Raw genomic sequence first — 24,088 nt, forward strand, 5'->3', positions numbered from 1 at the left:
GGTGGTGGCATCCAGCCGGGGTCAGGCCACCGAGGCGGTGGGCACGAAGTCCGAGGTATCGGTCGGCGTGTAGTTGAAGGTGATGTCGCCCCAGGTATCGAGCGCGGCGCGCAGCGGCCCGCACCAGCGCGCGGCATCGCGCAGGATCTCCGGCCCTTCGTTGAGGATGTCGCGCCCCTCGTTGCGCGCCAGCACCATTGCCTCCAGCGCGACCCGGTTGGCGGTGGCGCCGGCCTGGATCCCTTGCGGGTGGCCGATGGTGCCGCCGCCGAACTGCAGCACCACGTCGTCGCCGAACAGGCTGATCAGCTGGTGCATCTGGCCGGCGTGGATGCCGCCCGAGGCCACCGGCATCACCTTGCGCAGCGAGGCCCAGTCCTGGTCGAAGAACAGCCCGCGGGTCAGGTCGGTACGGGTGTAGGCATCGCGGCAGACGTTGTAGTAGCCCTGCACGGTCAGCGGATCGCCTTCGAGTTTGCCCACCGCGGTGCCGGTGTGCATGTGGTCCACGCCGGCCAGGCGCAGCCACTTGGCGATCACGCGGAACGACACGCCGTGGTTCTTCTGGCGCGTGTAGGTGCCGTGGCCCGCGCGGTGCAGGTGCAGGATCATGTCGTTCTGGCGGCACCAGTTGCTCATCGACTGGATGCAGGTCCAGCCCACGATCAGGTCGACCATGATGATGACCGAGCCCAGCGACTTGGCGAACTCCGCGCGCCGGTACATCTCTTCCATGGTGCCGGCGGTCACGTTGAGGTAGCTGCCCTTGACCTCGCCGGTGGCGGCCGAGGCCTTGTTGACCGCGTCCATCACGAACAGGAAGCGGTCGCGCCAGTGCATGAACGGCTGCGAGTTGATGTTCTCGTCGTCCTTCATGAAGTCCAGGCCGCCTTTCAGCCCCTCATACACCACGCGGCCGTAGTTGCGGCCCGACAGGCCGAGCTTGGGCTTGGTGGTGGCGCCCAGCAGCGGGCGGCCGAACTTGTCCAGACGCTCGCGCTCGACAATGATGCCGGTCGACGGGCCGGCGAAGGTCTTCACATAGGCCACCGGGAAGCGCATGTCTTCCAGCCGCGCCGCCTTGATCGGCTTGAAGCTGAACACGTTGCCGATGATCGACGCGGTCAGGTTGGCGATCGAGCCTTCCTCGAACAGCGACAGGTCATAGGCCACGTAGCAGAAGAACTGCTCCGGGTTGTTCGGCACCGGATCGACGCGGTAGGCCTTGGCGCGGTACATGTCGCACGCGGTCAGGCGGTCGGTCCACACCACCGTCCAGGTGGCGGTGGAGGATTCGCCGGCCACCGCGGCGGCGGCCTCGACCGGGTCCACGCCATCCTGCGGCGTGATGCGGAACAGCGCCAGCAGGTCGGTGTCCTTGGGCTCGTAGTCCGCGTCCCAGTACCCCATTTCCTTGTACTTCATGACGCCGGCGTCATAGCGCTTGCGCGGCTTGCCTTGGACCGGTTCGGGTGCGTTCATGCTTGTCTCCTTGCGTGGTTGAGCGTTCGTGGCTGCTGCGTTGATGCAAAGATATAAGCGCACCTCTATAAGGTAAATTCAGATATTCTTAGTCACCGCATAAGCTATCCCTTAAGTGGTCCTTTAAGTGCGCACCAGACCGCACATGAAGCGACCGTCCAAAAGCCGCCCCTACTGCTCTAATGCTCTCAGTCAGCGACCGTCGTTCCCGCGAAGGCGGGAACCCAGTGACTTTCTCCCCGGAGGGGACGTGAAAGACGCTGGATTCCCGCCTTCGCGGGAATGACAGTAGGAATTGATACCTTGGACTGAATTTCCCAACTGCCCATGTCCTTCCTGCGCGCCCTCACCCTTCGCCAGCTGCAGATCTTCGTCACCGTGGCAAGGCACGCCAGCTTCGTGCGCGCGGCCGAAGAGCTGCACCTGACCCAGCCCGCGGTGTCGATGCAGGTCAAGCAGCTGGAATCCGTGGTGGGGCTTGCGCTGTTCGAGCGCGTCGGCCGGCAACTGACGCTGACAGAGCCTGGCGACCGCCTGCTGCACCATGCGCTGCGCATCCTGGGCGAGGTCAAGGACGCCGAGGAAGGGCTGCAGGCAGTCAAGGACGTCGACCGTGGCTCGATCACAATCGGCCTGATCAGCACCGCGAAGTACTTCGCGCCCAAGCTGCTGGCCGGCTTCACCGCGCTCCACCCGGGCGTGGAACTGCGCATCGCCGAAGGCAATCGCGAAACCCTTCTGCAGCTGCTGCAGGACAACGCCATCGACCTCGCCCTGATGGGCCGCCCGCCGCGCGAGCTGGACGCCGTCTCCGAACCCATCGCCGCGCATCCGCACGTACTGGTGGCCTCGCCGCGGCACCCGCTGCACGACGCCGCGCAATTCGATCTGCAGGAACTGCGGCATGAGACCTTCCTGCTGCGCGAACCCGGCTCAGGCACCCGCACCGTGGCCGAATACATGTTCCGCGACCACCTGTTCACGCCGGCCAAGATCATCACGCTGGGCAGCAACGAGACCATCAAGCAGGCGGTGATGGCCGGCATGGGCATCAGCCTGCTGTCGCTGCATACCATGGCGCTGGAGTTGCGCACCGGCGAGATCGCGCTGCTGGACGTGACCGGCACGCCGATCGAGCGCATCTGGCATGTCGCGCATATGGCGAGCAAGCGGTTATCGCCGGCGGGTGAGAGTTGCCGGGCTTATTTGCTGGAGCATGCGGCGGAGTTTTTGGGGAGGGAGTTTAGCGGCTTGCTGGCGAGGCGGCGTGGGGGGCGGTGAGGGTCCTGCCATTTCCAGGAGCGTGCGATCATTCGTACCAGGGCGCGTGACAGACGGCCCCATCACCCGTTAGACCTGACAAACATCACCGATCTCAACCGGAGCACAGAACGATGGCGAATTACCTGATCTCCTTTCCTGCAGCGGCGATGAAGGTTCCCGCCGAGGAGCTCGCTGCCGTGGGCGAAGCGGCGCGCGAGGTCATACGCGAGGCGAAGGCTGCAGGCGTGTACGCGTTTGGTGGCGGGATCAACGCGGATGTCGCGCCGCTCATGGTCGCCCCGGACGGCACGGTCACCACCGAAACCTATCCCCAGATGAAGGAGTTCGACGGCGGCTTCTGTGTCCTGCGGCTCCCATCGCGCGAAGTCGCCATCCTGTGGGCTGGGAAGATCGCCAAGGCTTGCCGCTGCTCGCAGGAACTCCGCGAGTTTGGCGATGATCCCGAGAGTTGATGGGCAAGGTCCGTCCCGCGGCGGCATCACCACCAGGTACGACAAGCGAGCGGAGGTACAGTGTGCTCCGCTCGCCCCGTCAGCGTGACAGATCTCGGGCCAAGCCCTCCGCGCTCTAGTTCCAGATCGGACTTTCCTTCTGCATCTGTGCCTTGGTCTTTGACGACCAGTACGCACCGATCTGGCGCTCGGTAACGGAACCCTGCTTTTTGACATCGATCTTGTCAAAATGCGCGTAGACCTGCGGCATCCCCGCCTGCGCCTCGTCACGGGTGAGCTTGCCATCATGATTGCTGTCGGCCGCCTTGAATTTCTCCGCGATAAGGGCCTTGGCCTGTGCGGTGGTCGGCGGTGCTTTCGGAACTTCGCCAGGCGCTGATCCACTCCCTTGCGCAGACTGGGCAACCGCCCCAAGGGACATAAATGCCGTCAGTGCCGCGAAACCGATTGCAGGTAATTTTCTTATCATCATCGCTCTCCTCAGATCGTCCTTGTGTTTTACTTCCGCAGGAACCCTGCCTGTATTTCCGGCACCGAAGCACCAACACAGCAGCGCGCCGGTTACCCTGGCACAGGCGAAGGATGCGCCATTGGCATGCATGAGCAGTTTTAGTCCGGAATCCTCCATTGGGCAAAATGGGTAAAGGTGAGCGCATGGTGTCCCAACATCTGACGTGGCAGAAGTGAATCTTTTTTTGGCTGCGTGAAGAATTTTTTAGTCAGGCATCCATTCCGAGAGTAAGGCACCCCCTTACGGGCACAAACTCCGTCTCTCTCATGGAATTCAGAAGTAGCGCCGAGTCCGGTTCCGCCCCAAACGGCCTGTCTCTCTACGGTTGGAACGCAACAGATCGGCGAACTCCAATTCAGTTAGATCAACAGGCCAAAATATTCACTTCCCCCATAGGCCTGCCGCTGCAAGTATGTAGGAGGGCCAAGCCGCCAACCGCCCATGAAACACGGACCGGCAGCGCCTGCGCGATCGTTGCACCGCAATAGCGGCCGGCAACAGCCGCGAAGCACCCTCTCGCACGTCTTTAGCCTCGCCCGCCTGTTCTTTTCCGGAGATATATATGGTGCGCATCGCGATTCTGGGCCTTCTTGCACTTTCTCTGGCGGCTTGCAGCAGTATGTCGCAGCAGGCCAGTCCCGGCACGCCTGGCGCATCAGGCAACTCGCCATCCGCGCCAACCAGTGCACCCTCACCGGCTGCGGGCGGCGCAACGCCGGCAACGAATGCCGTCGATCCCGCTTCCGTCCAGGCGCTGCGCGACATGGGACGCTACCTGCAGACGCTCACGCAGTTCCAGGTCGCTGTAGATCTCTCCGGGGAACGGGTACTCACTGACGGGCAAAAGCTGTTGCACACGGCCAGCGCAAAACTGGACGTGCAACGCCCAAACAAGTTGCGGGCGCAGATGCGCAGCGCGCGTTCGGCGCGCGATTTGATGTACGACGGCAAGACAGTTGTGCTGTACATGCCGGAGCAAAAATACTATTCCAGGGCCACCTTCGATAACAATCTCGCTGACCTGGTGGAGCGCTTGCGCGCGCGTTTCGGCGTCGAAATTCCCATGGCAGACCTTTTCCTCTGGGGCACGCCACAAGCACCGCTGGATAGCATCAGTTCGGCGATGAATGCCGGCCAGGACATCGTCGATGGGACGCTATGCGATCAATATGCGTTCCGCCAGGGGGAAATCGATTGGCAAATATGGATTGCCACCGGACCTCGACCGCTACCGCGCAAGCTGGTGATCACCAACCGATCCGACGAGGCAAGGCCGCAGTCAGTGTCATGGATCCGCTGGAATCTCAGTCCCCGTTTTACCCAGTCCGTCTTTACCTTCACGCCACCAGCCGGTGCCAAAGCGGCGGAGTTTGTTCCCATGAAGAACAGGTAAAAGAGGTCGCCATGAAACATACGATTGCCAAGCGCTGTACCGGATGGGCCACCGCTATCGGTCTGGCGACTGTGCTCTGCATCCCTACCGTTGATGCCCGGCCTGGAGGCGGCGGAGGACACGCTGGAGCCCACGCAGGCGGGGGCCGCGCCGCAGCGCACGCAGGCGGCGGAGGTGGCGGCGGGCGGCAGATCAACAACCAGCGAGCGGACGCGCGGACGAACGACGTCCGCAGTACCAGCGTGAACAGCGTGAACGCTACCCGGAATGTCAACGTTAATACAAGCCGCAATGTGAATGTCAACGTTGAGGGCGGAGGCTGCTGCCACGGAGGATGGGACAACGATTACCATCCCGTCGCCACTGCTGCTGCGGTCACTGCGACCGTCGCCATGACATCGGCGGTGATAGGGTCGATGGTGCGATCAGTGCCGCCCGGGTGCGTGCCGGTCAACTATGGCGGCATGGTGTACCAGCAATGTGGCAACACCTGGTATCAGCCGCAGGGATCGCAGTTTGTCGTGGTGAATCCACCGTACTGAAAATGGCGGCATAAACCAGCTGTGGCAAATGCAAGAGGTATGCAAATGGCTGCTTCACAGAATGCATCCGCGCGGCAAGACTTTGGTCGCCAGGCACGACAGCAAGTCAGACGCTCCCAGCACGCAAACATCGGCGACACCAGGCGAGATCCGATCGAACTACTGAAAGCGAACAGTGCGGGCCGCGTTGAGGCGCTCGTACCGCTCCGATACGGACGGATGTCCGTTTCGCCTTTCACGTTCTTTCGAGGTAGTGCAGTACTGCAGGCGCACGACCTCGCCGGCACCGTCAACACCGGCATCATCCTTCCCCTTTGCGGGGACGCGCATTTGTCGAACTTTGGCGGCTTTGCGACCCCGGAACGACAGCTCGTCTTCGATTTGAACGACTTTGACGAAGCCGCTCCCGGTCCCTGGGAATGGGATCTGAAGCGACTCGCGGCCAGTTTCGCCGTCGCTGGCGATCAGATGGGCGTGGACCGCGGAGCAATTGCCGAATGCGTGTCAACCGCAGTGCAGGAGTACAGCGACAGGATCCGCGAATACTCGGAACTCAGCTCACTGGATCTCTGGCACGAAGTCATCACCTTCGACCGAATGATGGACCGTGCGGTGAGCGACGAAGGCCGGCAATTGATTGCGAAGACCGGCAAGAAGGCGGCAAGCCGGACCAACGAAAGCGTCCTGACCAAGATGGCTACCTTGCAGGACGGCCGCTGGACCATTCAGGATGCCCCTCCGGCACTCTTCCACCCCAGCGGCCCAAACTCGTTGCTTGGCGAAGAGAAATGGGCAAATACCGACGCGTGGAAGGGAAAGCTCGCCAAGGCCTTTGACGCCTATGTGCAAACACTGCCGTTCGACCGCCGTGCATTGATCTCGCAGTACGAACTTCACGACATTGCATTCAAGGTCGTTGGCGTTGGCAGCGTGGGAACGTTCTGCCTCATCATGCTCTTCGTCGATTGCCACGGAAATCCTCTTTTTCTGCAAGTCAAGGAGGCGCGGCCCTCCGTCATCGCCACCTATTTTCCGGCAACCGGCCCCTCACATCAGGGAGAGCGCGTCGTTGCTGGCCAGCGCCTGCTTCAGGCCGCCAGCGATTCGTTCCTGGGGTGGACCACCGGCCCCGCCAATCGTCACTTCTATTTCCGGCAGTTGCGGGACATGAAGGTGTCGGCCGAAGTGGAGCGCATGAGCAATACGGTCCTCAATGGCTATGCGCGCATGTGTGGCTGGGCACTGGCCCGGGCCCACGCAAAAGCGGGCGGAAAGGCCATTGAGATCTCATCGTACATCGGCAGTGGCGAGCGTCTGGCAGATGCCCTGGTGGAATATGCATTCGCCTATGCGAAGCAAAACGAAGCAGACTACGACCAGTTCATCACCGCGTGTCGGACAGGCCGTCTCGAGGCCCGTGGAGACGAGGAGATGGCGCTGGACTTCCGGGTATGAAGCTGACCCGGCGCAAAAGAAGCGCTCTGGCTTTAAGCCAGTCAGCCAGCCGAGAAAGCAAACCGAGGGAAGACGCGGCTCGCCGACCGCCACGAGTCTTGTGGCGGGCCTTGTTCATGCGACAGGCACCATCCCGCACAGTTGGGCGCCAGCAATGTCGTTGAGCAGCTGCCACGCGGCACCTGGGCGCACGGCGTCCGTTCCGGAAAGTCGGTGCAGGCAATGCGCCGCCCCTTGTACGTGAAGCCGTTTACTCGATGACTCGATCAGCCCGCTTCAGTAAATCGGGAGGAATCGTCAATCCGAGCTCGCGAGCAGTCCTGAGGTTGATAGCGAGTTGCCGACGTGAGACGACTTCGAACGGCGTATCGGCAGGCTTTGCGCCCTTGAATATCCGATCAATGATAGCTGGCAAGCGCGGAAAGTTCGCTGAAACGCTTGTGCCGTAGCTGAGCAGACCGCCAGAGTCTTCGGCTCCTCCCCAGAACATGGTCGGCAGCCGACGTTCTGTGGCTAATGCCGCAACGCGCTTGCGCTCTGCAAGCGGCGCAGGGACTTCGAGCGCCACAAGCGCCTGCGCGCGATCGCTGTACATGGCATCAAACGCGGCCTCCAGGTCAGGCTTTGGCCCGCGCACTTTCAGCAATTGCGGGATCAAGCCAGCCGCGCGCGCGGCAGTAACGTTGGCCCGCTCTATGGGTGCCAAGCCGTTGGCATCCACTCCCGGAATGTCTGAATCGCTGAGGATGGCAACGCGTTCAAGTCTGGGGATAAGCGACTTGAGGATGTCGAACTGCCGGGAGGGCAGCTCGGGGTCATTGTTTGTCGCTCCGGTGATATTACCGCCGGGTCTCTCCAGCGTTGCGGCGACACCAATCGCCACCGGGTCTGCAACGATTGAGGCTACGATCGGAACGGTCGTAGTGGCTTTTCGTGCTGCGTTGGTGGCGGGGCCACCATAGGAGACGATAACGTCGACACCCTTACCGACCAGTTCAACGGCAAGCTCGGGCAGGCGTTCGAGTACCCCCTCGGCAAAACGCGCATCGAAAATGACATCGGCGCCTTCGACATATCCGAGTTGCGCCAGGCCATGGCGAAGTCCTTCGAGTACCGGATTTGGCTTTCCTTCGACGACGGCTGCCCCGTTGAACAGCGCACCAACCCGGAAAGGCTTCCGAAGTTGCTGTGCGTGCGTTACCCCCTGGCTGGCAAGCAACGCGGCGGCTAAGGCTGTGGCCCCTGCGAGGATAGTGCGCCTGTCCATGCGTATCTCCTTCTTGTTGCTTTCCTTTGGTTTCGGCGCGAGAAAGCTGAGGCGCATAGGGAGAAAGAGAGGTTCATGCTAAATCCCCTTGTCTTGATACGCGGCCTCGATGCAGAGATATGTGCGGTTCCGCACGTACTGACCAGCAGGCGGTCAGGGAGGCTTTCACTTTGCCGTTTTTACGTAGCGTTTCCGCTGAAGCGAGCAGATCATCTGCTCAATGCGCCGGCACTTGGCCCAGTTGGGATCGCCCAGGTGTTGGCAGTTCACGACGAATTCCACGCTTTACGGTGCTAGCCGCGCACTTGTTGCGCAGCTAGCGCCCATGCCAGCCCACCGCGATTGAACGTCTAGCCGCGAACCCGGAGTGCTTGCCATGCTCAACCTCAGCCCGTTCGGAATGTTTCACACCGCCATTGCCCTCGTGGCGGTGGCCTGTGGCCTGGTGGCGTTGTTCAAGTACGGCGAGATTGGAACCCTTACCCGCCCCGGCCGTCTCTACGCGTGGCTGACTGCAGCGACAGCATTCACGGGGCTCTTTATCTTCCACCATGGCGGATTCGGACCGCCCCACGCACTGGCGATACTGACGCTTGTCGTACTAGCCATCGCCGGTGTTGCTGAACGCCGCGGGGGAACGGGTGTGGCGCGCTACACGGCAGTATTGGGCTACTCCCTCACGCTGTTTTTCCATCTGATTCCAGGATTGACCGAGACCGGCACGCGCGTGCCGGTGGGCGCTCCGGCTTTCACCGGTCCGGAAGACCCGACGCTTAAAGCCATAGTTGGCGTCGCCTTCCTGATCTACCTGATCGGCGCGGCCGTCCAGGTCTCGCGCATTCGGCGCTCGCGCCGAATGGCGGTCACCCTCTGAACCTACGCCGCGCCGGCTGGGTGGAGGTAGCCGGTGGGTGGGTAACAGCGATGAACCGACATGGCTGTTGGCTGGAGTATTTGCGCAGTGTCTCGATGCCGGATTCCACCGATGCCCTTTTCGCCTGACATGCCGGCATTTTGTCCGCCATCCGCTCAGGCCGTTTGCCATGATTCGGTGGTGAAGTTGCCACCAGCTTCCCAGGAGATGCTGTCATGAATCGGCTGTTCCCCTATTGCATGTCGTCGTCGGCTGTTCTCCCTGACTCCGGCGGTTCGGCCGCCCGCGACCTCGCGGTCTCGGCGGCGGCCGCCCACACGTTGTACGTGACGGTCGGAAACGACAGGATTGGCTATCGCAGGTTCGGTCGGGGTCCGATGATCATTCTCGCCAACCGCTTGCGCGGCACGCTCGATACCTGGGATCCATTGTTCCTGGATGAACTGGCGTCGCGATACACCGTCGTCACTGTCGACTATCCCGGCATCGCGTACTCGACTGGAAAAATGCCCGATGCCATGGCGATGGCATCGAAGTTCATCGACGAATTCGCCAATGCAATCGGGGCTGAACGCTTTGTCATACTCGGCTGGTCGTGGGGTGGTCTTGTGGCTCAGACCTACCTTTTAGAGCACACCCAACGCGTAACTCAGGCAATCCTGATTGGAACCAACCCTCCCGGGCACAATGAGATCCCGCTGCAGCAGGTGTTTCTCGAACGGGCATTCAAACCGGTGAACGATCTCGCGGATGAGGAAGTTCTGTTCTTCGAGCCAGCCTCCGAGGCAAGCTGCGCCCAGGCCAAGGCCTCACACGAACGGATCTACGCAAGGGCTGGCGTTGCTTCCAGGATACCGTCCACGCCCGATGAGTTCGCGCCGTACTTCACCGCGGCGCAGGGCTTTCACAACGACGAAGAGCGTCGACGCGAACGCATGGAGCAGGTGGATTTGCCTATCCTGGTCATCGCTGGAGACCACGATACAAGCACCGCTGGACAGAACTGGTTTCCTTTGATCGGAAAGATGCGGCAGGCACAGTTCGTTTTCCTCTCCGAAACAGGGCACGCTCCCCAGCACCAATACCCCGCTCTCGTATCCGGCTACATTCACGAATTTTTGTCCAAGACGTCCCTTGACAGCAGGAAGTGAGTTCTGCGCAAGGCGGTCAAGAGTTGACAAGCACTTTCCTTGCCGATGATCGGTCGCAAAGGGGCAACCCCTGTTGCCCCAGTGGACATGGAAACGAGGCCGGGCCATGGAGCACCTGGCCTGATATCCATCACGACCGGATAAATGCCAGCAGGTCCGCGTTGATGGTTTCGGCATGCGTGGTAGGCATGCCATGCGGGAAGCCCTTATAGGTCTTCAGCATGCCGTTGCGCAACAGCTTTGCCGAGAGCGGCGCGGAGTCGGCGTAAGGGACGATCTGGTCGTCGTCGCCGTGCATTACCAGCGTTGGCACGGTAATCTTCTTCAGATCTTCCGTAAAGTCCGTCTGGGAGAATGCAACGATGCCATCGTAGTGTGCCTTGGCGCCGCCCTGCATGCCCTGGCGCCACCAGTTCGCGATTACCCCTTCGTCCGCCTTGACACCTGGGCGGTTGAAGCCATAGAAGGGGCCTGCAGGGATCTCGCGGTAAAACTGCGCCCGGTTGTTGGCCACCTGCGCCTGGAAGCCGTCGAAGACTTCCTTGGGCAAGCCGCCCGGATTGGCTTCCGTCTTGACCATCAGCGGCGGCACAGCGGCAATCAGGACGGCCTTCGCGACTCGGCTTTCGCCGTGTCGCGCCAGATAGCGCACCACTTCGCCGCCGCCGGTCGAATGCCCGACGTGGACGGCGTCTTTCAGGTCCAGGTGGGCCGTCAGCGTTGCCAGGTCGTCGGCATAGTGGTTCATGTCATGTCCGCTTGCGGTCTGGGTCGATCGGCCGTGGCCGCGACGATCATGCGCAATCACGCGGAACCCGTGATTCAGGAAGAACATCATCTGCGCGTCCCAGTCGTCCGCGCTCAGCGGCCATCCATGAGAAAAGACAATGGGCTGGCCGCTACCCCAATCCTTGTAGAAGATGTCCACACCATCCCTGGTCCTGACCGTCTGCATGGCATTGCCTCCCAGTTGATTGCCCCTGTTCGCAGGGGCGCTTGCGTACATGGCTGCGTTCACCGCGCGAACACACAGGCGGATTCAGCATGGCTGCCGTGGTACGACGAATCACCCAGCGCCGCGCACGACTCCGCTGTCGTGGCTTCCGCGACTGGCCTGGCCCGTCCATATGGCCCTGGTTTGCTACCTGTCATACCGCCCTTTTTTCCATCCGCACGGCTGTTCATCATTTCTTGAAACCTTCATCCCTGGCTACGTAAAATCGGCAAATGTCCCCTGGTCTTTGCCAGGCCTCCGGATGCGAAGCACCAACCAGGGAGCGATCCGATGACACAACTGGTCTGCCCGGAATTCGATGAGTTCGAGGCCGCGCTTTACGGCGTCCAGGGAAGGTACGTGTTGCGGTCCAGGCCGCAACGGGATTGGCGACTGAAGCTGATCGACCTGAGCGGGGTGGCCATCATGATGGGCCGAGAGGGGGCGTCCACCGCCTATTCGGGCATCGGCATGCCCGACTGCTTCAATATCTTCATCCCTCTGAGTGCGCAGGAATGCACTATCGTCGATGGCCAGGCTTTCGACGCGCAGACCGTCGGATGGATGGCGCCGGACCGGATGTTCCACATCATTGCAGAGCGGGCAGCAAGCTGGGTGACAGTTGCGATTTCTGCACCGTTGGTGATGCACTGGGTCCACACCCATGCCGACGAGTTCGACGCGACGCTGCTGTCCAACAACCTGGTGTGCACCGGGCGCCGGGGCGTGATTGCACTACTGACGACGATATGGCGGATCGTGCGTGTCGAGCGCGATGATCCGGCCCAGTTGCGATATCCAGGCGCTGAACTCGCTGCGCGAACCGAGCTGGTCGACCTGGTCTTTCGCGCCGTGCTGACAATCGATGAAGGCGCGGCCAGTATCCGGCAAAAGCCTCGCCATCGGCAGATTCTCAGCCGGGCACTGGACCTGCTCAATCTAATGGGCGAAACGCCAATCTTTGTGAACGATCTCTGCGCGGCTGCCGAAGCGTCCGAGCGCAGCGTCCGCAACGTATTTCATCGATACCTGGGCATGGGGCCCCACCGCTATCTGGCGCTGTACCGCATGCACGCCATCCGCGCGGCACTATGCAATGCTGCGCCTGGCGATACGGTCTCCGGCATCTGCGGACGATTCGGTGTATGGGACTTCGGGCGGTTCGCCGCTCTTTACAGCGCCCACTTCGGCGTTCTGCCATCGCAGACGCTAAGGGCTCGCCGCGCATCGGCGAGAGCGTGACCGCTGCTGTCCGGGACTGCCCAACCTGATGACGGCACCAGGGCGCGCTCTAGCCGCTTACCCGCCGAGGCACTTACGGCCGAGTTGGTTCTGCAGTTGCCATTGACGCCAGGAAGCCTGCGTCCAGATGGGTCGATGGGGCAGGCGGCACATTTTTCCACTTGAAACGTCGCACGGGTCAGAACGCGGAGAGGGGCCACCAGGACATGCGAAACCAAACAACAATCACTTGCGAACTTCGCTCACTAGGGGTTCATGCAGGCGACCTTGTGATGGTACATGCCTCGCTAAAGGCCATAGGTCCTGTCGAGGGGGGCGCTGTCGCCATTGTTGCAGCACTTCGCGACGCCGTTGGCCCGGAAGGCACGCTGATGAGCTATGCGTCGTGGGATCGCTCACCTTACGAACAGACGCTGAATGGTGCGCGGATGGATGAAGACGACCGGCGCAACTGGCCGCCATTCGATCCTGCAACCGCAGGAACATATCGCGGCTTTGGTCTGCTCAACCAGTACCTTGCCGCATCTCCAGGTGCAACGCGAAGTGCCCATCCTGATGCATCCATGGTTGCGCTTGGGCCGCGGGCAAGATATCTGACCGAGCCCCATCGGCTTGGTGAAGCCTTTGGCAAAGGCTCCCCACTTGAGCGCTTCGTTGATGGCGGCGGCAAAGTCCTGCTTCTTGGCGCTGGCCTCGATTCTGTGACCATCCTGCACTATGCCGAGGCCATTGCCGATATCCCGGGCAAGCGCCGGATCACGTATGAGATGCCCCTGCGAGGCGCGGACGGCCATACCGTGTGGGAAGTCGTAGAAGAGTTCGACTCGAACGGAATTCTGGATTGCTTTGCCGTTGAAGGGCAGCCCGACGGGGTGGAAACAATGGCCACGGCCTATGTGGCCTTAGGCCGGCACACCGAAGGCCAAGTTGGGTGTGCGCACTGCTATTTGTTCGATGCTCAGGATATTGTGGCTTTTGGCGTCAGCTATCTGGAGCAGCACCATTCCCCGTCCTCGGCATGACCGTAGCTGACGGGGCGGCCTCCCAATCCCAATCCGCCCCTTTGCAAAGCCTGACGGGACCTCGCGGAACAATTGGCGCACAGTGGCATTCTTGGCTTGGCGCCTCCATAGCCGCGCGAGGCTCAGCACGGATTGGCAACTCGAATGATTAGGCGTTGTGGCGCCCATGGCGGGCGCATTCGGGCGGCCGCATTGGATTACGTTCGCGTAACCGAAAGACCACCATCTACCAGCGAAGCAGTGCCCGTCACGAAAGCGGAATCATCCGAAGCCAGGTACAACACCGAACGGGCCAGTTCTTCCGGGGTGGCCACCCGCTTCAGCGCGTGCAAGTTGGTAACAAACGCCTGCGATTCCGCGGTGTTGTTCATACTGCGGTACATAGCGGTGTCCACCGCTCCTGGCAGGATCGAGTTCACACGTATGCCTTGCGCTCCGAATTCGGTCGCCAGGGTCTGTGTCAAGCCAATCAACCCTGCCTTGCTCGCGGCGTAAGCCGCCACACCGGGGAAGGCACAAGTATGGCCGACGAAGGTCGAGGTAAAAATCACCGAGCCGCCCCCGTTCTTTAGCATCTGGGCGATCTGGTGCTTGGCGCCCAGGAAGGAGCCGGTCAGGTTGACCGCCAAGGTGTCATTCCAGCCGGTCTCGGACACCTCTGTGCTGGGACCGCTTTCGCCCAGCGTGCCAGCGTTATTGAATGCGATGTCGAGCCGACCATACTGCTGAACCGCCAGCGCAACCAACGCCTTGGCATAGTCTTCGGCGCGCACATCGCCTGCCAGTGCCGCGGCCTCGCCACCGGCCGTACGGATGTGCGCGACAAGTTCGTCAAGTTCTCCCTGCCGCCGCGCGCCAACAACGACCTTCGCCCCCTCGGCGGCAAAGAGCTCCGCCACAGCGCGCCCGATCCCGGAACTTGCGCCAGTGATGATTGCGACTTTCCCCAACAGCCTTTCCATATTTGATCTCCATCTGTGTGCAGACAGGAACATCCTGCGTGCTCTTGCAAGCCAGTATGGATCGCCCCACTGGTTGCCACTAGACTGAAGATTGCGGAATTACTATCCGGAATTACCGAACAATGCTCAAGCTCGAAGGCATCGCCAGTTTTGTGACGGTGGTCGAAGCTGGTTCAATCAGCGAGGCGGCCAGGCGCCTCAATCTATCGAAATCGGTCGTCAGCGACCGGCTCGTCGAGTTGGAAAGAGGCCTGGGCGCCACGCTGCTGCGACGTACGACTCGCAAGCTGCTGCTAACTGACGAGGGCAACGCATTTCTGGACCGGGCGACGAGAATCATGCGGGAGGTGGAAGAGGCAAGCACCGACGTGGCCGAGCGGCGCGGCCGCCTCGCCGGCCCATTGCGCATCTCCGCGCCGGTCACCTTCGGGCGCATGCATCTCGGGCCTGCGCTCTACCCTTTTCTGGCAAAGCATCCGGAACTGGAACTGACGCTCGACCTGGACGACCGCCGCGTAGACGCCGCCGCTGACGGTTACGATGCCGTCGTGCGCCACGGGCCGCTGGAAGACTCGCGCCTGGTGGCGTGGCAACTGGCTCCCAGCCGCCGCTTGCTGGTGGCTTCGCCGGCGTATCTGGACCATAGGGGAACACCTGCTTCCCCCGAGCAGTTGCGCCATCACCGCGGCATCTTCTACCTGAATCGCGGGGCTGCTGACTGGCGGCTGCAAGGCAAAGACGGCACCGAGATTGTGCGCGCACCCATCGCATTACGGGTAAATAACGGCGATATGATGCGTGACGCGGCGGAGGCCGGGCTTGGCATCGCCTTGTTGCCCACGTTCATTGCCGGCCCATCGATCCGCCGCGGCACACTTGCTGTTGTCGATATCGGGCTACAGGCAATACCGGAATCCATATACATTGCGCATCCGGACGGGCGGCGTGCGCCTGCCCGACTCCGCGCTTTCGCGGAATGCGTCCGTGCTGCTATCGGGAGCCCGCCGTATTGGGATGCCAATGGCGCATCCGCCCCAAAGACGCGACCTGGCGAGCAGTAGTGGAATCTGTCGCCGCAGCGAACACGCTTGAGCGTTATGGCATAAAAGGTGGGATATATGACATTGGCGCCATGCCATGGTGCCCCTAATCTTCACGTCATGCAGCCGGCCAGATTGGACTTGGCTTCAGCCCCCTCAATCCCATGGAGCCTTGACATGACGACTCACATCAACGCCGGCGCCGCCGTCATCACCGGCGCATCGTCCGGCATCGGCGCGATCTATGCGGATCGCCTCGCCCGCCGCGGCCACGATCTGATCCTGGTCGCGCGCAACCGGTCCCGCCTCGTGGAGCTGGCGCGCCGCATCAGCGACGACACCGGCCGCTCGGTCGAGATCGTGACCGCGGACCTTGGCCAGGCTGCCGATGTCCGCCGCATTGAAGCGCTGTTGCGCGGCGATGCCAGCATCACCGCGCTGGTCAACAATGCGGGCGTCGGCGCCGCCGCACCGCTGCTAGTGTCGGATGTCGACAAGATGCAGGCGATGATCGAGCTCAACGTTACGGCGTTGACTCGCCTGACTTATGCCGTTGCGCCGGCGTTCGTGATGCGCGGCCAAGGCACCATCATCAATATCGCGTCGATCGTCGCGGTGGCTCCCGAGCTACTGAACGGCGTCTATGGCGGTTCGAAAGCCTTCGTGCTGGCGTTTACCCAGTCGTTGCAGCACGAGCTTGCCGGCAAGGGCGTGCGCGTACAGGCGGTGCTTCCCGGAGCGACACGCACCGAGTTCTGGGACACAGCAGGCCACTCGGTCGATAACCTGCCGCAAGACATCGTGATGAGCGGCGACGATCTGGTCGACGCCGCGCTGGCCGGACTTGACCAGGGTGAAGTGATTACCGTGCCGTCACTGCCCGACGACGCGGACTGGAAGGCGTTCGAGGCCGCCCGGGCCGCGCTTGGCCCCAACCTGTCACGTCACCAGCCGGCAGCCCGTTACGGCGTGGCTCGGTAGGAAGCTCGCTACCCTGGGAGAACGCAATGCAAGAGAAATCCCATCCGAGGCACGAAACCATTTTCATTGGCATACCGGCAGAAGCCCTGGAGTTGCTCGACCGCGTCCAGGCCGGGATGGGTAGGGGGCAGAGGCGTTGAGCCCCGAGGCTGCGGCGTCATGAGACCCGGTTATCCGGCTCCGCCCCTGCCGCGGAACCGTCTTCGCGCAGCCAGACGATAAATTCCGCGCCCTGCCCGACCGTGCTTTCCACGGTAATGCGGCCGCCATAGCGCTCGACCAGCGCGTAGCTGATGGACAGGCCAAGCCCGGTCCCCATCTGCTTCTTGGTGGTGAAAAACGGATTGAACAGGTTGGGCAGGTCTTCCGCGCGGATACCGCGGCCAGTGTCGCGCACATGCAGTGTCACGCCGTGCGCGTCCCAGTCTTGCGTGGCCAGCGTCAGGGTGCCGCCGTCCGGCATGGCATGGATGGCATTGGTCAGCAGGTTGACGATGACCTGCTGCAGTTCGCTGCGGCTGATACGCACCCGGCGTGTCGCCGTGAAGGCCAGTTCGACCCGGATGGCCGCGTCCTTCAGCATATGCCGGACCAGGTCGACGCAGCCGCCCGCGACCTCGCCGACGTCCAGGCGCTCGGTATTGCCGGCGTATGCCTCGGGCCGGACAAACTGCAGCAGCCGGTTGGTCAGCAGGTAGATGCGCCGCACCTGCTCGTCGATCAGCCGCAGTTCATGCCGGACCGGATCCGCCGCCGGGCCGAGGATATCGCGGGCCACGTCCAGGTTGCCCTGGATCACCGCGATCGGGTTGTTGATCTCATGGGCCACGCCCGCGGTCAGCTGCCCGGCCAGCGCAAGTTTTTCCGAGGTAATCAGTTGCTGCCGCGTGGCGCGCAGCACCGCGTTCGCGTCCTCCAGTTCGCGGGTCCGCTCGGCGACCTTGCGGTCGAGCGAGTCGCCCCAGTCCCTGAGTTCGGCATTGCGCTGCTGCAGGTCCGACAACAGCTGGTCGAACTGGCGCGCCAGCTGGCCCAGTTCATCCTCGCTGCGCACCGGGCCGACGCGCGCATGGTCGTTGCCGGCCTTGAGCGCGCGCATGGTACCGACCATGCGCGTCATCGGCATGAACACGCGCCTGGCCCACAGCAGCGAGAACAGCGCGCCCGCCACGGCCAGCAGCAGGAACAGGCCGACCAGCACGCCCAGCGCCAGGTTTTTGGCCTGGCTGATGGGCCTGGCCAGGTAGCCGACGTAGAGCATGCCGATGCGCTGGCCCCGGCTGTCGACGATGGGCTCGTAGGCGCTCATGTAGCGGTCGTTGACGACGAAGGCCAGGTCCAGCCATTTTTCGCCGCGCAGCAGCACCTGGTCGCGCACCTCGCGCGAGACGCGCGTGCCCAGGGCGCGCTCGCCATGGAACAGCCGCACGTTGGTGGCAATGCGGGTGTCGTCCAGGAACAGCGTCGCCGTGCCCTGGCTGCCGCGCGGCAGGGATTCGGGCTGGTAGACCAGCGCGTTGATGGTGTCGATGAAGCCAAGGTTGTGGTTGAGCAGCGTGCCGCCGTGCAGGACGGCCACCAGCTTGCCCGTGGCATCGAACACCGGCGCCGCCGCGTGCACCACCATGCCACGCGTTTCGACGGTGCGCTCGGTCGGCGCCGCATTGGCGGTGGCGCGCAGCGTCACCGGGGCGCGCCGGGCAAGGTCGGCGGAGACGGCGGCCAGCTGCGCAGCGGACCAGGCGTCGGTGGCGGCATCGGCGCGGCCAGTCGCGGCGTTTTGCACCACGCGCCAGGCGGCAGCGTCCGTCTCTGCCGCACCAGCCGGGGCAGCGGCAAGCAGCCGCCCTTTGGGATCGAGCAATTGCAGGAAATCGAGGCCGTGCGTGCGCCGCGCCTCCGCCAGGATGCCGGGCATGGCGCTGCCGCGGCCAAGCCCGTCCACCAGCGCGTGCGACCTGGCCTCCTGCAGCACCCGGTCCTTCACGCCGCCGACCATGTGCTCGAAATACTCGTGGGCGACCAGCAGGTCGCTGTTGACCTTGTAGGCCAGCAAGGCCTGGAAGGTGCGGTTGCCCCACAGCGCCATCAGCAGCAGCAACGCGACCAGAGCCACCAGCAAGGGCGCGATCACGATCGACACCAGCTTGGCGCGCAGCGACGCGCGATAGCGGCGCAGCAGCGCCCGGCCGCGCGGGTCTCGCCTGGTCAAGGACGCAGCCCCCACTGCAGGCACTTGCGGTCCAGCGTGCGCCGCGAAATGCCGAGCCGGCGCGCGGCTTCGGCGCGGTTGCCGCCTTCGGACGCCAGCACCTGCAGGATGTGCCGGCGCTCCACCGATTCCAGCAGCACGGCGTCGTCTGCCGGCGCATGGTCATCGGCTGCCGCGTGCGTGGCTGGCCCGGGTTCGCCCTGCGCCAGCAGCTCGACCGGGTACTCGCCCAGGATCAGCGCCCGCTCCACCAGGTTGCGCAGCTCGCGCGCATTGCCCGGCCAGTCATAGGCCTGGAGCAGGCGCACCAGCGAGGGCGACAGCGGCACCACGGGCAGCCCCAGCTGCGCGGACAGCTGCTCGGAGAAATGCCCGGCCAGCGGCACGATGTCTTCCGGCCGCGTGCGCAGCGGCGGGATTGCGATCGAAACCACGTCGAGCCGGTAATACAGGTCCTGGCGGAAGCGCCCGGCCGCCACCTCCTGGGCCAGGTTGCGGTTGCAGGCCGCGACGATGCGCACATCCACCACCATCTCGCGCTCGGTGCCGAGCGGGCGGATGCGCCGGTCTTCGATCACCCGCAGCAGCTTGGCCTGCATCGGCAGCGGCAATTCGGAGATCTCGTCCAGGAACAGCGTGCCGCCGTCCGCATAGAGGAACAGGCCATGGCGCGCACCGGCGGCGCCGGTGAAGGCGCCGCGGGCGTGGCCGAACAGCTCGCTTTCGATCAGCTCCGGCGCCATCGCGCCGCAGTTCAGCGGCACGAACTGGCCCTGCCGTCCGCTCAGGCGGTGCAGCTCGCGCGCCACCACTTCCTTGCCGGTGCCGGACTCGCCCGTGACCAGCACCGTCGACGGCATCGGCGCGACGCGCGCGACCAGCGCCATCACCTTGCGCATGGCCTCGGAGTTGCCGACCACATGCTTGTGGATGGTGTACTGGTCCAGCTCGCGGCGCAGCAGGTAATTCTCGCGCGCCAGGCGCGCACGATCGAAGCAGCGCCGGATCGCGTTGAGCATCTGGTCAACGCGGAACGGCTTGACGATGAAGTCCGCCGCGCCCGAGCGCAACGCCTCGATGGCCGTCTCCATGTCGGCGAAGGCGGTCATCAGGATCACGTCGGCGGGGTTGCCGGCGGCGCGCAGCGCCTTGAGCCATTCCACGCCGCTGGCGCCCGGCAGCGCCACGTCGAGCAGGATCAGGTCGACATGGCGCTGCTCCAGCACCGCCGCGCCGGCTTCGGCGCTGTCGGCGGTCAGCACGGCATCGACCTTGCCCTCCAGCGCGCGCGACAGGAACGAACGCATGCCGGCTTCGTCATCCACCACCAGGACGGTGCGGCGCTGCCAGTTGTCGGTATCGGCCGCGTTGCTTTGTCGTTCGCTCATCACTTTGGTTTTTGCGGGGCGGAGAGGCCGGGAGAGAGCCATGCACGTTCGCCCGTGCCAGCTTGATTTCCAGTCACCGGTGGTTGTCGTCCCCGCGAAGGCGGGGACCCAGTGACTTTGGTCCCCTTAGGGGGACTTCAAAGACGCTGGATTCCCGCCTTCGCGGGAATGACGGTGGCGTTTGATGTTTCGGTGGTACTAACGTTTCCGGGTAGGGAGAGAGTCTAGCGACAGTCGGCCGGCCAGCTGTATTGGGAGTTAAACCGAGCCCGACCCCGGCCACCCGGCAGCGGATGGACATTTTGGCGCGGGCAAGGGGCCGGCGCCCGGACATTTTGTCCATCGCATCCGCCCCGCGCGCGGGCCTCGCGGCGTGATTCGTTGACGGCAAAGGACTTGCGCCTTGGGCACAGCTCTTGCTGGACGACGCGCTCCAGCCCGCCGCGCCCCGCGCAACAAGAGGCTGCCACTTCCAGGTAGGAGACAACTTCATGCCATATCCCGCGCAAGCGCAGACGCCCTCGCCCACCCCGCGCATCCCCACCAACACGAGCAGCGCGCGCCCCTCGCGCTTTTCCAAGGAGGCCATCATCGCCCGGCCCGGCTTCAACCGCTGGATGGTGCCCCCGGCCGCGCTGGCGGTGCACCTGTGCATCGGCCAGGCCTACGCCTTCTCGGTGTTCAACGAGCCGCTGACCCGCATCCTCGGCGTTACGCAATCCGCGCCCGGCGACTGGCAGCTGACCACGCTGGGCTGGGTGTTCTCGCTGGCGATCTTCTTCCTCGGCATCTCGGCCGCATTTGCCGGCAAGTGGCTGGAGAAGGTCGGCCCCCGGCGCACCATGTTCACCGCGGCCTGCTGTTTCGGCGGCGGCTTCGTGGTCTCGGCGCTCGGCATCTGGCTGCACCAGATCTGGCTGCTCTACCTGGGCTACGGCGTACTGGGCGGCATCGGCCTGGGCCTGGGCTACGTCTCGCCGGTGTCGACGCTGATCCGCTGGTTCCCGGATAGGCGCGGCATGGCCACGGGAATGGCGATCATGGGCTTCGGCGGCGGCGCGATGATCGGCGCGCCGCTGTCGGTGGCGCTGATGAACCATTTCAAGAGCGCCACCAGCGCCGGGGTGGCGGAGACCTTCCTGGTGATGGGCGTGATCTACTTCATCTCGATGTCGATCGGCGCGCTCGCGATTCGCATCCCGGCCCCGGGATGGAGCCCGCCGGGCTACGTCCCTCCTGCCAGGCCGAGCAAGATGGTGACGCACGCCAACGTGCATATCGACCAGGCCCTGAAGACGCCGCAGTTCTACCTGCTGTGGCTGATCCTGTTCCTCAACATCACGGCCGGCATCGGCGTGCTGGGCCAGGCCGCGGTGATGATCCAGGAGACCTTCAAGGGCACCATCACCGCCGCGGCCGCGGCGGGCTTTGTCGGCCTGCTCAGCATTGGCAACATGACCGGGCGCTTCCTGTGGAGCTCCGCCAGCGACTACTTCGGCCGCAAGCTCACCTACGCCATCTTCTTCGCCTTCGGCGCGGCGCTCTACATGGCGGTGCCGGCGGTGGGCGCATCCGGCAACGTGGCCCTGTTCGTGGCCTGCTACTTCCTGATCCTGACCATGTATGGCGGCGGTTTCAGCACCATTCCCGCCTACCTGGCGGACATGTTCGGCACCGCCTACGTCGGCGGCATCCATGGCCGCCTGCTGACCGCCTGGGCCGCCGCGGGCATCGCCGGGCCGGCGCTGGTCAACTACATCCGCGAGTACAAGCTCGCGCTCGGGGTGCCGAGGTCGGAAGTCTATGTCGATACCCTGCACATCATGGCGGGCCTGCTGGTGGTTGGCTTCGCGTGCAACCTGCTGATGCGGCCGGTGCATGCGCGGCATCATCTGCGCGAAGCTGCCGGCGCGGTTTGAGCGGCGTTCCATCATCCATCGCACGGAGATTCGCCATGCAAGACGATCGCACCTTCGGCAAGACGCTGCTGCTGTTTGCGTTCTGGGCCTACGTATTGATTCCGCTCGGCACCGGCATATGGTCCACCCTGGGCAAGGCGCTGGCGCTGTTCAGTTGAGCGCATTTGCCATTGCCGATTGGGTACTCCCCCTCCCTCTGGGAGAGGGTTGGGGAGAGGGCAAGCGCTGCCACGAAGTGAATGCCCTCGCTATCGCCAGCGCCGGCCCTCTCCCCCGCCCCTCTCCCGCAAGCGGGAGAGGGGAGCAAACAATCGGGGCGTCGAGAGGCATCAGGGACAGCCTGAACAACTGAGCTTGCCCACATCCGCAAAAACTGTATCCCTGCCAGCCCCGCCGTATTCCCTACCCTTGTCCGTAGTGTCGCGCGACATGCCGTCGTGCCGGCGGCAACCCCACGGAGATCACAACGATGCACGGACTCACAGCGCTGGACCTCGCCCGGATCCAGTTCGGATTCACGGTTTCCTTTCATATCCTGTTTCCCGCCATCACCATCGGGCTGGCGTGTTTCCTGGCCTTCCTGGAAGGGCGCTGGCTCTACACCAAAGACCCGGCGTACCGCACCCTGTACCAGTTCTGGATCAAGATCTTCGCGCTGAACTTCGGCATGGGGGTCGTTTCCGGCCTGGTCATGGCCTATGAGTTCGGCACCAACTGGTCCGGCTTCTCGCAGTTCGCCGGCAGCATCACCGGCCCGCTGCTGACCTACGAAGTGCTGACGGCGTTCTTCCTGGAAGCCGGCTTCCTCGGCGTGATGCTGTTTGGCTGGAACCGCGTCGGGCCGGGGCTGCACTTCTTCGCGACGGTGATGGTGGCGCTGGGCACGCTGATCTCGTCGACCTGGATCCTGGCCTCCAACAGCTGGATGCATACGCCGGCCGGCTACGTCGTCGTCGCCGGCAAGGTGGTGCCGACCGACTGGCTCGAGGTGATCTTCAATCCGTCGTTCCCCTATCGCCTGGCACACATGGTCATCGCGGCGCTGCTGTCCACGGCGCTGTTCGTCGCGGCGGCGTCGGCCTGGCAGCTGTTGCATGGCCGCGCCGTGCCCGCCGCGCGCAAGATGCTGTCGATGGCGCTGTGGATGGTGCTGGTGGCCGCGCCGCTGCAAGCGGTGGTAGGCGACGCGCATGGGCTCAACACGCTGGCGCACCAGCCCGCCAAGATCGCGGCGATGGAAGGCCACTGGAATACCGCCCCCAGCGGCGACAAAGGCGGCTTCCCGCTGATCGTCTTTGGCATTCCCGACATGGAACGCGAGGAAACCCGCTACGCCATCGAGATCCCGCGCCTGGGCAGCCTGATCCTGACGCACAGCCTGGACGGCCAGATTCGCGGGCTCAAGGACTTCCCGAAGGAGGACCGTCCCAACGCCACCGTGGTGTTCTTCACCTTCCGCGCCATGGTGGGCCTGGGCGTGGCGATGATCCTGTTCGGCCTGCTCGGCTGGATCCTGCGCCGCAACGGCGCCGTGTACCGCTCGCGGGCGTTCCTGCGGCTGGCGGTGGCGATGGGGCCCGCCGGCCTGATCGCGCTGCTGGCCGGCTGGATGACCACCGAGATCGGTCGCCAGCCGTGGGTGGTCTATGGACTGATGCGCACCCACGATGCCGTCTCCGCGCATCAGGCGGGCCCGGTGGCGCTGTCGCTGGCGCTGTTCGTGGTGGTCTATTTCGTCTGCTTTGGCGTGGGCATCCGCTACATGCTGAAGCTGGCCAGCGCCGGCCCCGCGCCTGACGCGCATTCGCACGACGCGCCGTCCTACGGTCCTGGCAGCGTCGTTCCCGCCGCCATGGCCGCGGCTTCCACACCCAACGCGATGGCCCCGCACGGCCGCCGCGAGTCTTGAACAGGTGA

21 protein-coding genes are annotated in these 24,088 nt (G+C 63.7%); 14 read left to right on the plus strand and 7 right to left on the minus strand.

The window, feature by feature from the left end:
• Nucleotides 1–21 precede the first annotated feature (21 nt).
• Nucleotides 22–1,482, minus strand: coding sequence for a form I ribulose bisphosphate carboxylase large subunit (locus tag RALTA_RS23815; RefSeq protein ID WP_012356508.1), 1,461 nt, complete (start codon nt 1,480–1,482; stop codon nt 22–24).
• Between the two features lie 327 nt (nt 1,483–1,809).
• Between RALTA_RS23815 and RALTA_RS23820 the strand changes: the two genes are divergently transcribed.
• The gene (locus RALTA_RS23820) at nt 1,810–2,763 is read left to right on the plus strand and encodes a LysR family transcriptional regulator (RefSeq protein WP_012356509.1); all 954 of its coding nucleotides are present in this window, start codon (nt 1,810–1,812) and stop codon (nt 2,761–2,763) included.
• A gap of 113 nt (nt 2,764–2,876) precedes the next feature.
• Nucleotides 2,877–3,218, plus strand: a complete 342-nt coding sequence (locus RALTA_RS23825) for a YciI family protein (RefSeq protein WP_012356510.1) — start codon at nt 2,877–2,879, stop codon at nt 3,216–3,218.
• A gap of 115 nt (nt 3,219–3,333) precedes the next feature.
• Here the strand turns inward: RALTA_RS23825 and RALTA_RS23830 are convergent, their stop codons facing one another.
• Entirely contained in the window at nt 3,334–3,690 is a 357-nt protein-coding gene (locus tag RALTA_RS23830) for an EF-hand domain-containing protein (RefSeq protein ID WP_025584690.1), read from the minus strand.
• A gap of 601 nt (nt 3,691–4,291) precedes the next feature.
• Between RALTA_RS23830 and RALTA_RS23835 the strand changes: the two genes are divergently transcribed.
• From RALTA_RS23835 to RALTA_RS23840, 3 genes are read left to right on the plus strand one after another with little or no spacing between them, the layout of a single operon-like run.
• On the plus strand, nt 4,292–5,122 hold the full coding sequence (locus tag RALTA_RS23835; RefSeq protein ID WP_012356512.1) for a DUF2092 domain-containing protein: 831 nt from the start codon (nt 4,292–4,294) through the stop codon (nt 5,120–5,122).
• A gap of 11 nt (nt 5,123–5,133) precedes the next feature.
• Nucleotides 5,134–5,664, plus strand: a complete 531-nt coding sequence (locus RALTA_RS29225; RefSeq protein ID WP_012356513.1) for a hypothetical protein — start codon at nt 5,134–5,136, stop codon at nt 5,662–5,664.
• A gap of 45 nt (nt 5,665–5,709) precedes the next feature.
• A complete protein-coding gene (locus tag RALTA_RS23840) occupies nt 5,710–7,119 on the plus strand; it encodes a DUF2252 domain-containing protein (protein ID WP_012356514.1) in 1,410 nt (469 codons plus the stop codon).
• A gap of 250 nt (nt 7,120–7,369) precedes the next feature.
• Here RALTA_RS23840 and RALTA_RS23845 read toward each other — a convergent pair whose 3' ends face one another.
• Nucleotides 7,370–8,386, minus strand: a complete 1,017-nt coding sequence (locus RALTA_RS23845; protein WP_157877228.1) for an ABC transporter substrate-binding protein — start codon at nt 8,384–8,386, stop codon at nt 7,370–7,372.
• A 376-nt stretch (nt 8,387–8,762) separates the two neighbouring features.
• On the opposite strand from RALTA_RS23845, the gene RALTA_RS23850 reads away from it, so the two are divergent.
• Entirely contained in the window at nt 8,763–9,260 is a 498-nt protein-coding gene (locus RALTA_RS23850; protein WP_025584680.1) for a DUF2306 domain-containing protein, read from the plus strand.
• A gap of 215 nt (nt 9,261–9,475) precedes the next feature.
• Entirely contained in the window at nt 9,476–10,411 is a 936-nt protein-coding gene (locus RALTA_RS23855) for an alpha/beta fold hydrolase (RefSeq protein WP_012356517.1), read from the plus strand.
• 130 nt (nt 10,412–10,541) lie between these two features.
• Here the strand turns inward: RALTA_RS23855 and RALTA_RS23860 are convergent, their stop codons facing one another.
• Entirely contained in the window at nt 10,542–11,366 is an 825-nt protein-coding gene (locus RALTA_RS23860) for an alpha/beta fold hydrolase (RefSeq protein ID WP_041232608.1), read from the minus strand.
• A gap of 330 nt (nt 11,367–11,696) precedes the next feature.
• Here RALTA_RS23860 and RALTA_RS23865 point away from each other — a divergent pair, with 330 nt between their 5' ends.
• Nucleotides 11,697–12,647: an AraC family transcriptional regulator gene (locus RALTA_RS23865; protein ID WP_012356519.1), complete on the plus strand. Its 951-nt coding sequence runs from the start codon at nt 11,697–11,699 to the stop codon at nt 12,645–12,647.
• A 206-nt stretch (nt 12,648–12,853) separates the two neighbouring features.
• Nucleotides 12,854–13,669, plus strand: coding sequence for an aminoglycoside 3-N-acetyltransferase (gene aac(3) / locus RALTA_RS23870; RefSeq protein WP_012356520.1), 816 nt, complete (start codon nt 12,854–12,856; stop codon nt 13,667–13,669).
• Between the two features lie 197 nt (nt 13,670–13,866).
• Here the strand turns inward: aac(3) and RALTA_RS23875 are convergent, their stop codons facing one another.
• The gene (locus tag RALTA_RS23875) at nt 13,867–14,631 is read right to left on the minus strand and encodes an SDR family oxidoreductase (protein WP_012356521.1); all 765 of its coding nucleotides are present in this window, start codon (nt 14,629–14,631) and stop codon (nt 13,867–13,869) included.
• 122 nt (nt 14,632–14,753) lie between these two features.
• Here RALTA_RS23875 and RALTA_RS23880 point away from each other — a divergent pair, with 122 nt between their 5' ends.
• Nucleotides 14,754–15,692, plus strand: coding sequence for a LysR family transcriptional regulator (locus RALTA_RS23880; protein ID WP_012356522.1), 939 nt, complete (start codon nt 14,754–14,756; stop codon nt 15,690–15,692).
• 156 nt (nt 15,693–15,848) lie between these two features.
• Nucleotides 15,849–16,652: an SDR family NAD(P)-dependent oxidoreductase gene (locus RALTA_RS23885; RefSeq protein WP_012356523.1), complete on the plus strand. Its 804-nt coding sequence runs from the start codon at nt 15,849–15,851 to the stop codon at nt 16,650–16,652.
• Between the two features lie 157 nt (nt 16,653–16,809).
• On the opposite strand, the gene RALTA_RS23890 is transcribed toward RALTA_RS23885, so the two are convergent.
• Together RALTA_RS23890 and RALTA_RS23895 are read right to left on the minus strand one after the other, a co-directional pair.
• Nucleotides 16,810–18,864 carry a sensor histidine kinase gene (locus RALTA_RS23890; protein ID WP_012356524.1) on the minus strand — a complete coding sequence of 685 codons (2,055 nt, stop codon included), beginning with the start codon at nt 18,862–18,864 and terminating at the stop codon, nt 16,810–16,812.
• A complete protein-coding gene (locus RALTA_RS23895) occupies nt 18,861–20,252 on the minus strand; it encodes a sigma-54-dependent transcriptional regulator (protein WP_081479515.1) in 1,392 nt (463 codons plus the stop codon). Before RALTA_RS23895 ends, RALTA_RS23890 begins: the two co-directional genes overlap by 4 nt.
• Before the next feature lie 491 nt (nt 20,253–20,743).
• Here RALTA_RS23895 and RALTA_RS23900 point away from each other — a divergent pair, with 491 nt between their 5' ends.
• The 3 genes from RALTA_RS23900 to RALTA_RS23905 all read left to right on the plus strand — a co-directional run bounded on the left by RALTA_RS23900 (nt 20,744) and on the right by RALTA_RS23905 (nt 24,080).
• Nucleotides 20,744–22,171: an L-lactate MFS transporter gene (locus RALTA_RS23900; RefSeq protein WP_012356526.1), complete on the plus strand. Its 1,428-nt coding sequence runs from the start codon at nt 20,744–20,746 to the stop codon at nt 22,169–22,171.
• Between the two features lie 35 nt (nt 22,172–22,206).
• A complete protein-coding gene (locus RALTA_RS30985; protein WP_256504671.1) occupies nt 22,207–22,329 on the plus strand; it encodes an MFS transporter small subunit in 123 nt (40 codons plus the stop codon).
• A gap of 311 nt (nt 22,330–22,640) precedes the next feature.
• The gene (locus RALTA_RS23905) at nt 22,641–24,080 is read left to right on the plus strand and encodes a cytochrome ubiquinol oxidase subunit I (protein ID WP_012356527.1); all 1,440 of its coding nucleotides are present in this window, start codon (nt 22,641–22,643) and stop codon (nt 24,078–24,080) included.
• Nucleotides 24,081–24,088 lie beyond the last annotated feature (8 nt).

Source organism: Cupriavidus taiwanensis LMG 19424 (genome assembly GCF_000069785.1).
Taxonomy (GTDB): Bacteria; Pseudomonadota; Gammaproteobacteria; order Burkholderiales; family Burkholderiaceae; genus Cupriavidus; species Cupriavidus taiwanensis.

What these genes read in the sequence shown, in the direction of transcription:
- RALTA_RS23815 (WP_012356508.1), bottom strand. Translation starts at nt 1,482, where the DNA reads ATGAACGCACCCGAACCGGTCCAAGGCAAGCCGCGCAAGCGCTATGAC.
- RALTA_RS23820 (WP_012356509.1), top strand. Translation starts at nt 1,810, where the DNA reads ATGTCCTTCCTGCGCGCCCTCACCCTTCGCCAGCTGCAGATCTTCGTC.
- RALTA_RS23825 (WP_012356510.1), top strand. Translation starts at nt 2,877, where the DNA reads ATGGCGAATTACCTGATCTCCTTTCCTGCAGCGGCGATGAAGGTTCCC.
- RALTA_RS23830 (WP_025584690.1), bottom strand. Translation starts at nt 3,690, where the DNA reads ATGATGATAAGAAAATTACCTGCAATCGGTTTCGCGGCACTGACGGCA.
- RALTA_RS23835 (WP_012356512.1), top strand. Translation starts at nt 4,292, where the DNA reads ATGGTGCGCATCGCGATTCTGGGCCTTCTTGCACTTTCTCTGGCGGCT.
- RALTA_RS29225 (WP_012356513.1), top strand. Translation starts at nt 5,134, where the DNA reads ATGAAACATACGATTGCCAAGCGCTGTACCGGATGGGCCACCGCTATC.
- RALTA_RS23840 (WP_012356514.1), top strand. Translation starts at nt 5,710, where the DNA reads ATGGCTGCTTCACAGAATGCATCCGCGCGGCAAGACTTTGGTCGCCAG.
- RALTA_RS23845 (WP_157877228.1), bottom strand. Translation starts at nt 8,386, where the DNA reads ATGGACAGGCGCACTATCCTCGCAGGGGCCACAGCCTTAGCCGCCGCG.
- RALTA_RS23850 (WP_025584680.1), top strand. Translation starts at nt 8,763, where the DNA reads ATGCTCAACCTCAGCCCGTTCGGAATGTTTCACACCGCCATTGCCCTC.
- RALTA_RS23855 (WP_012356517.1), top strand. Translation starts at nt 9,476, where the DNA reads ATGAATCGGCTGTTCCCCTATTGCATGTCGTCGTCGGCTGTTCTCCCT.
- RALTA_RS23860 (WP_041232608.1), bottom strand. Translation starts at nt 11,366, where the DNA reads ATGCAGACGGTCAGGACCAGGGATGGTGTGGACATCTTCTACAAGGAT.
- RALTA_RS23865 (WP_012356519.1), top strand. Translation starts at nt 11,697, where the DNA reads ATGACACAACTGGTCTGCCCGGAATTCGATGAGTTCGAGGCCGCGCTT.
- RALTA_RS23875 (WP_012356521.1), bottom strand. Translation starts at nt 14,631, where the DNA reads ATGGAAAGGCTGTTGGGGAAAGTCGCAATCATCACTGGCGCAAGTTCC.
- RALTA_RS23880 (WP_012356522.1), top strand. Translation starts at nt 14,754, where the DNA reads ATGCTCAAGCTCGAAGGCATCGCCAGTTTTGTGACGGTGGTCGAAGCT.
- RALTA_RS23885 (WP_012356523.1), top strand. Translation starts at nt 15,849, where the DNA reads ATGACGACTCACATCAACGCCGGCGCCGCCGTCATCACCGGCGCATCG.
- RALTA_RS23895 (WP_081479515.1), bottom strand. Translation starts at nt 20,252, where the DNA reads ATGAGCGAACGACAAAGCAACGCGGCCGATACCGACAACTGGCAGCGC.
- RALTA_RS23900 (WP_012356526.1), top strand. Translation starts at nt 20,744, where the DNA reads ATGCCATATCCCGCGCAAGCGCAGACGCCCTCGCCCACCCCGCGCATC.
- RALTA_RS30985 (WP_256504671.1), top strand. Translation starts at nt 22,207, where the DNA reads ATGCAAGACGATCGCACCTTCGGCAAGACGCTGCTGCTGTTTGCGTTC.
- RALTA_RS23905 (WP_012356527.1), top strand. Translation starts at nt 22,641, where the DNA reads ATGCACGGACTCACAGCGCTGGACCTCGCCCGGATCCAGTTCGGATTC.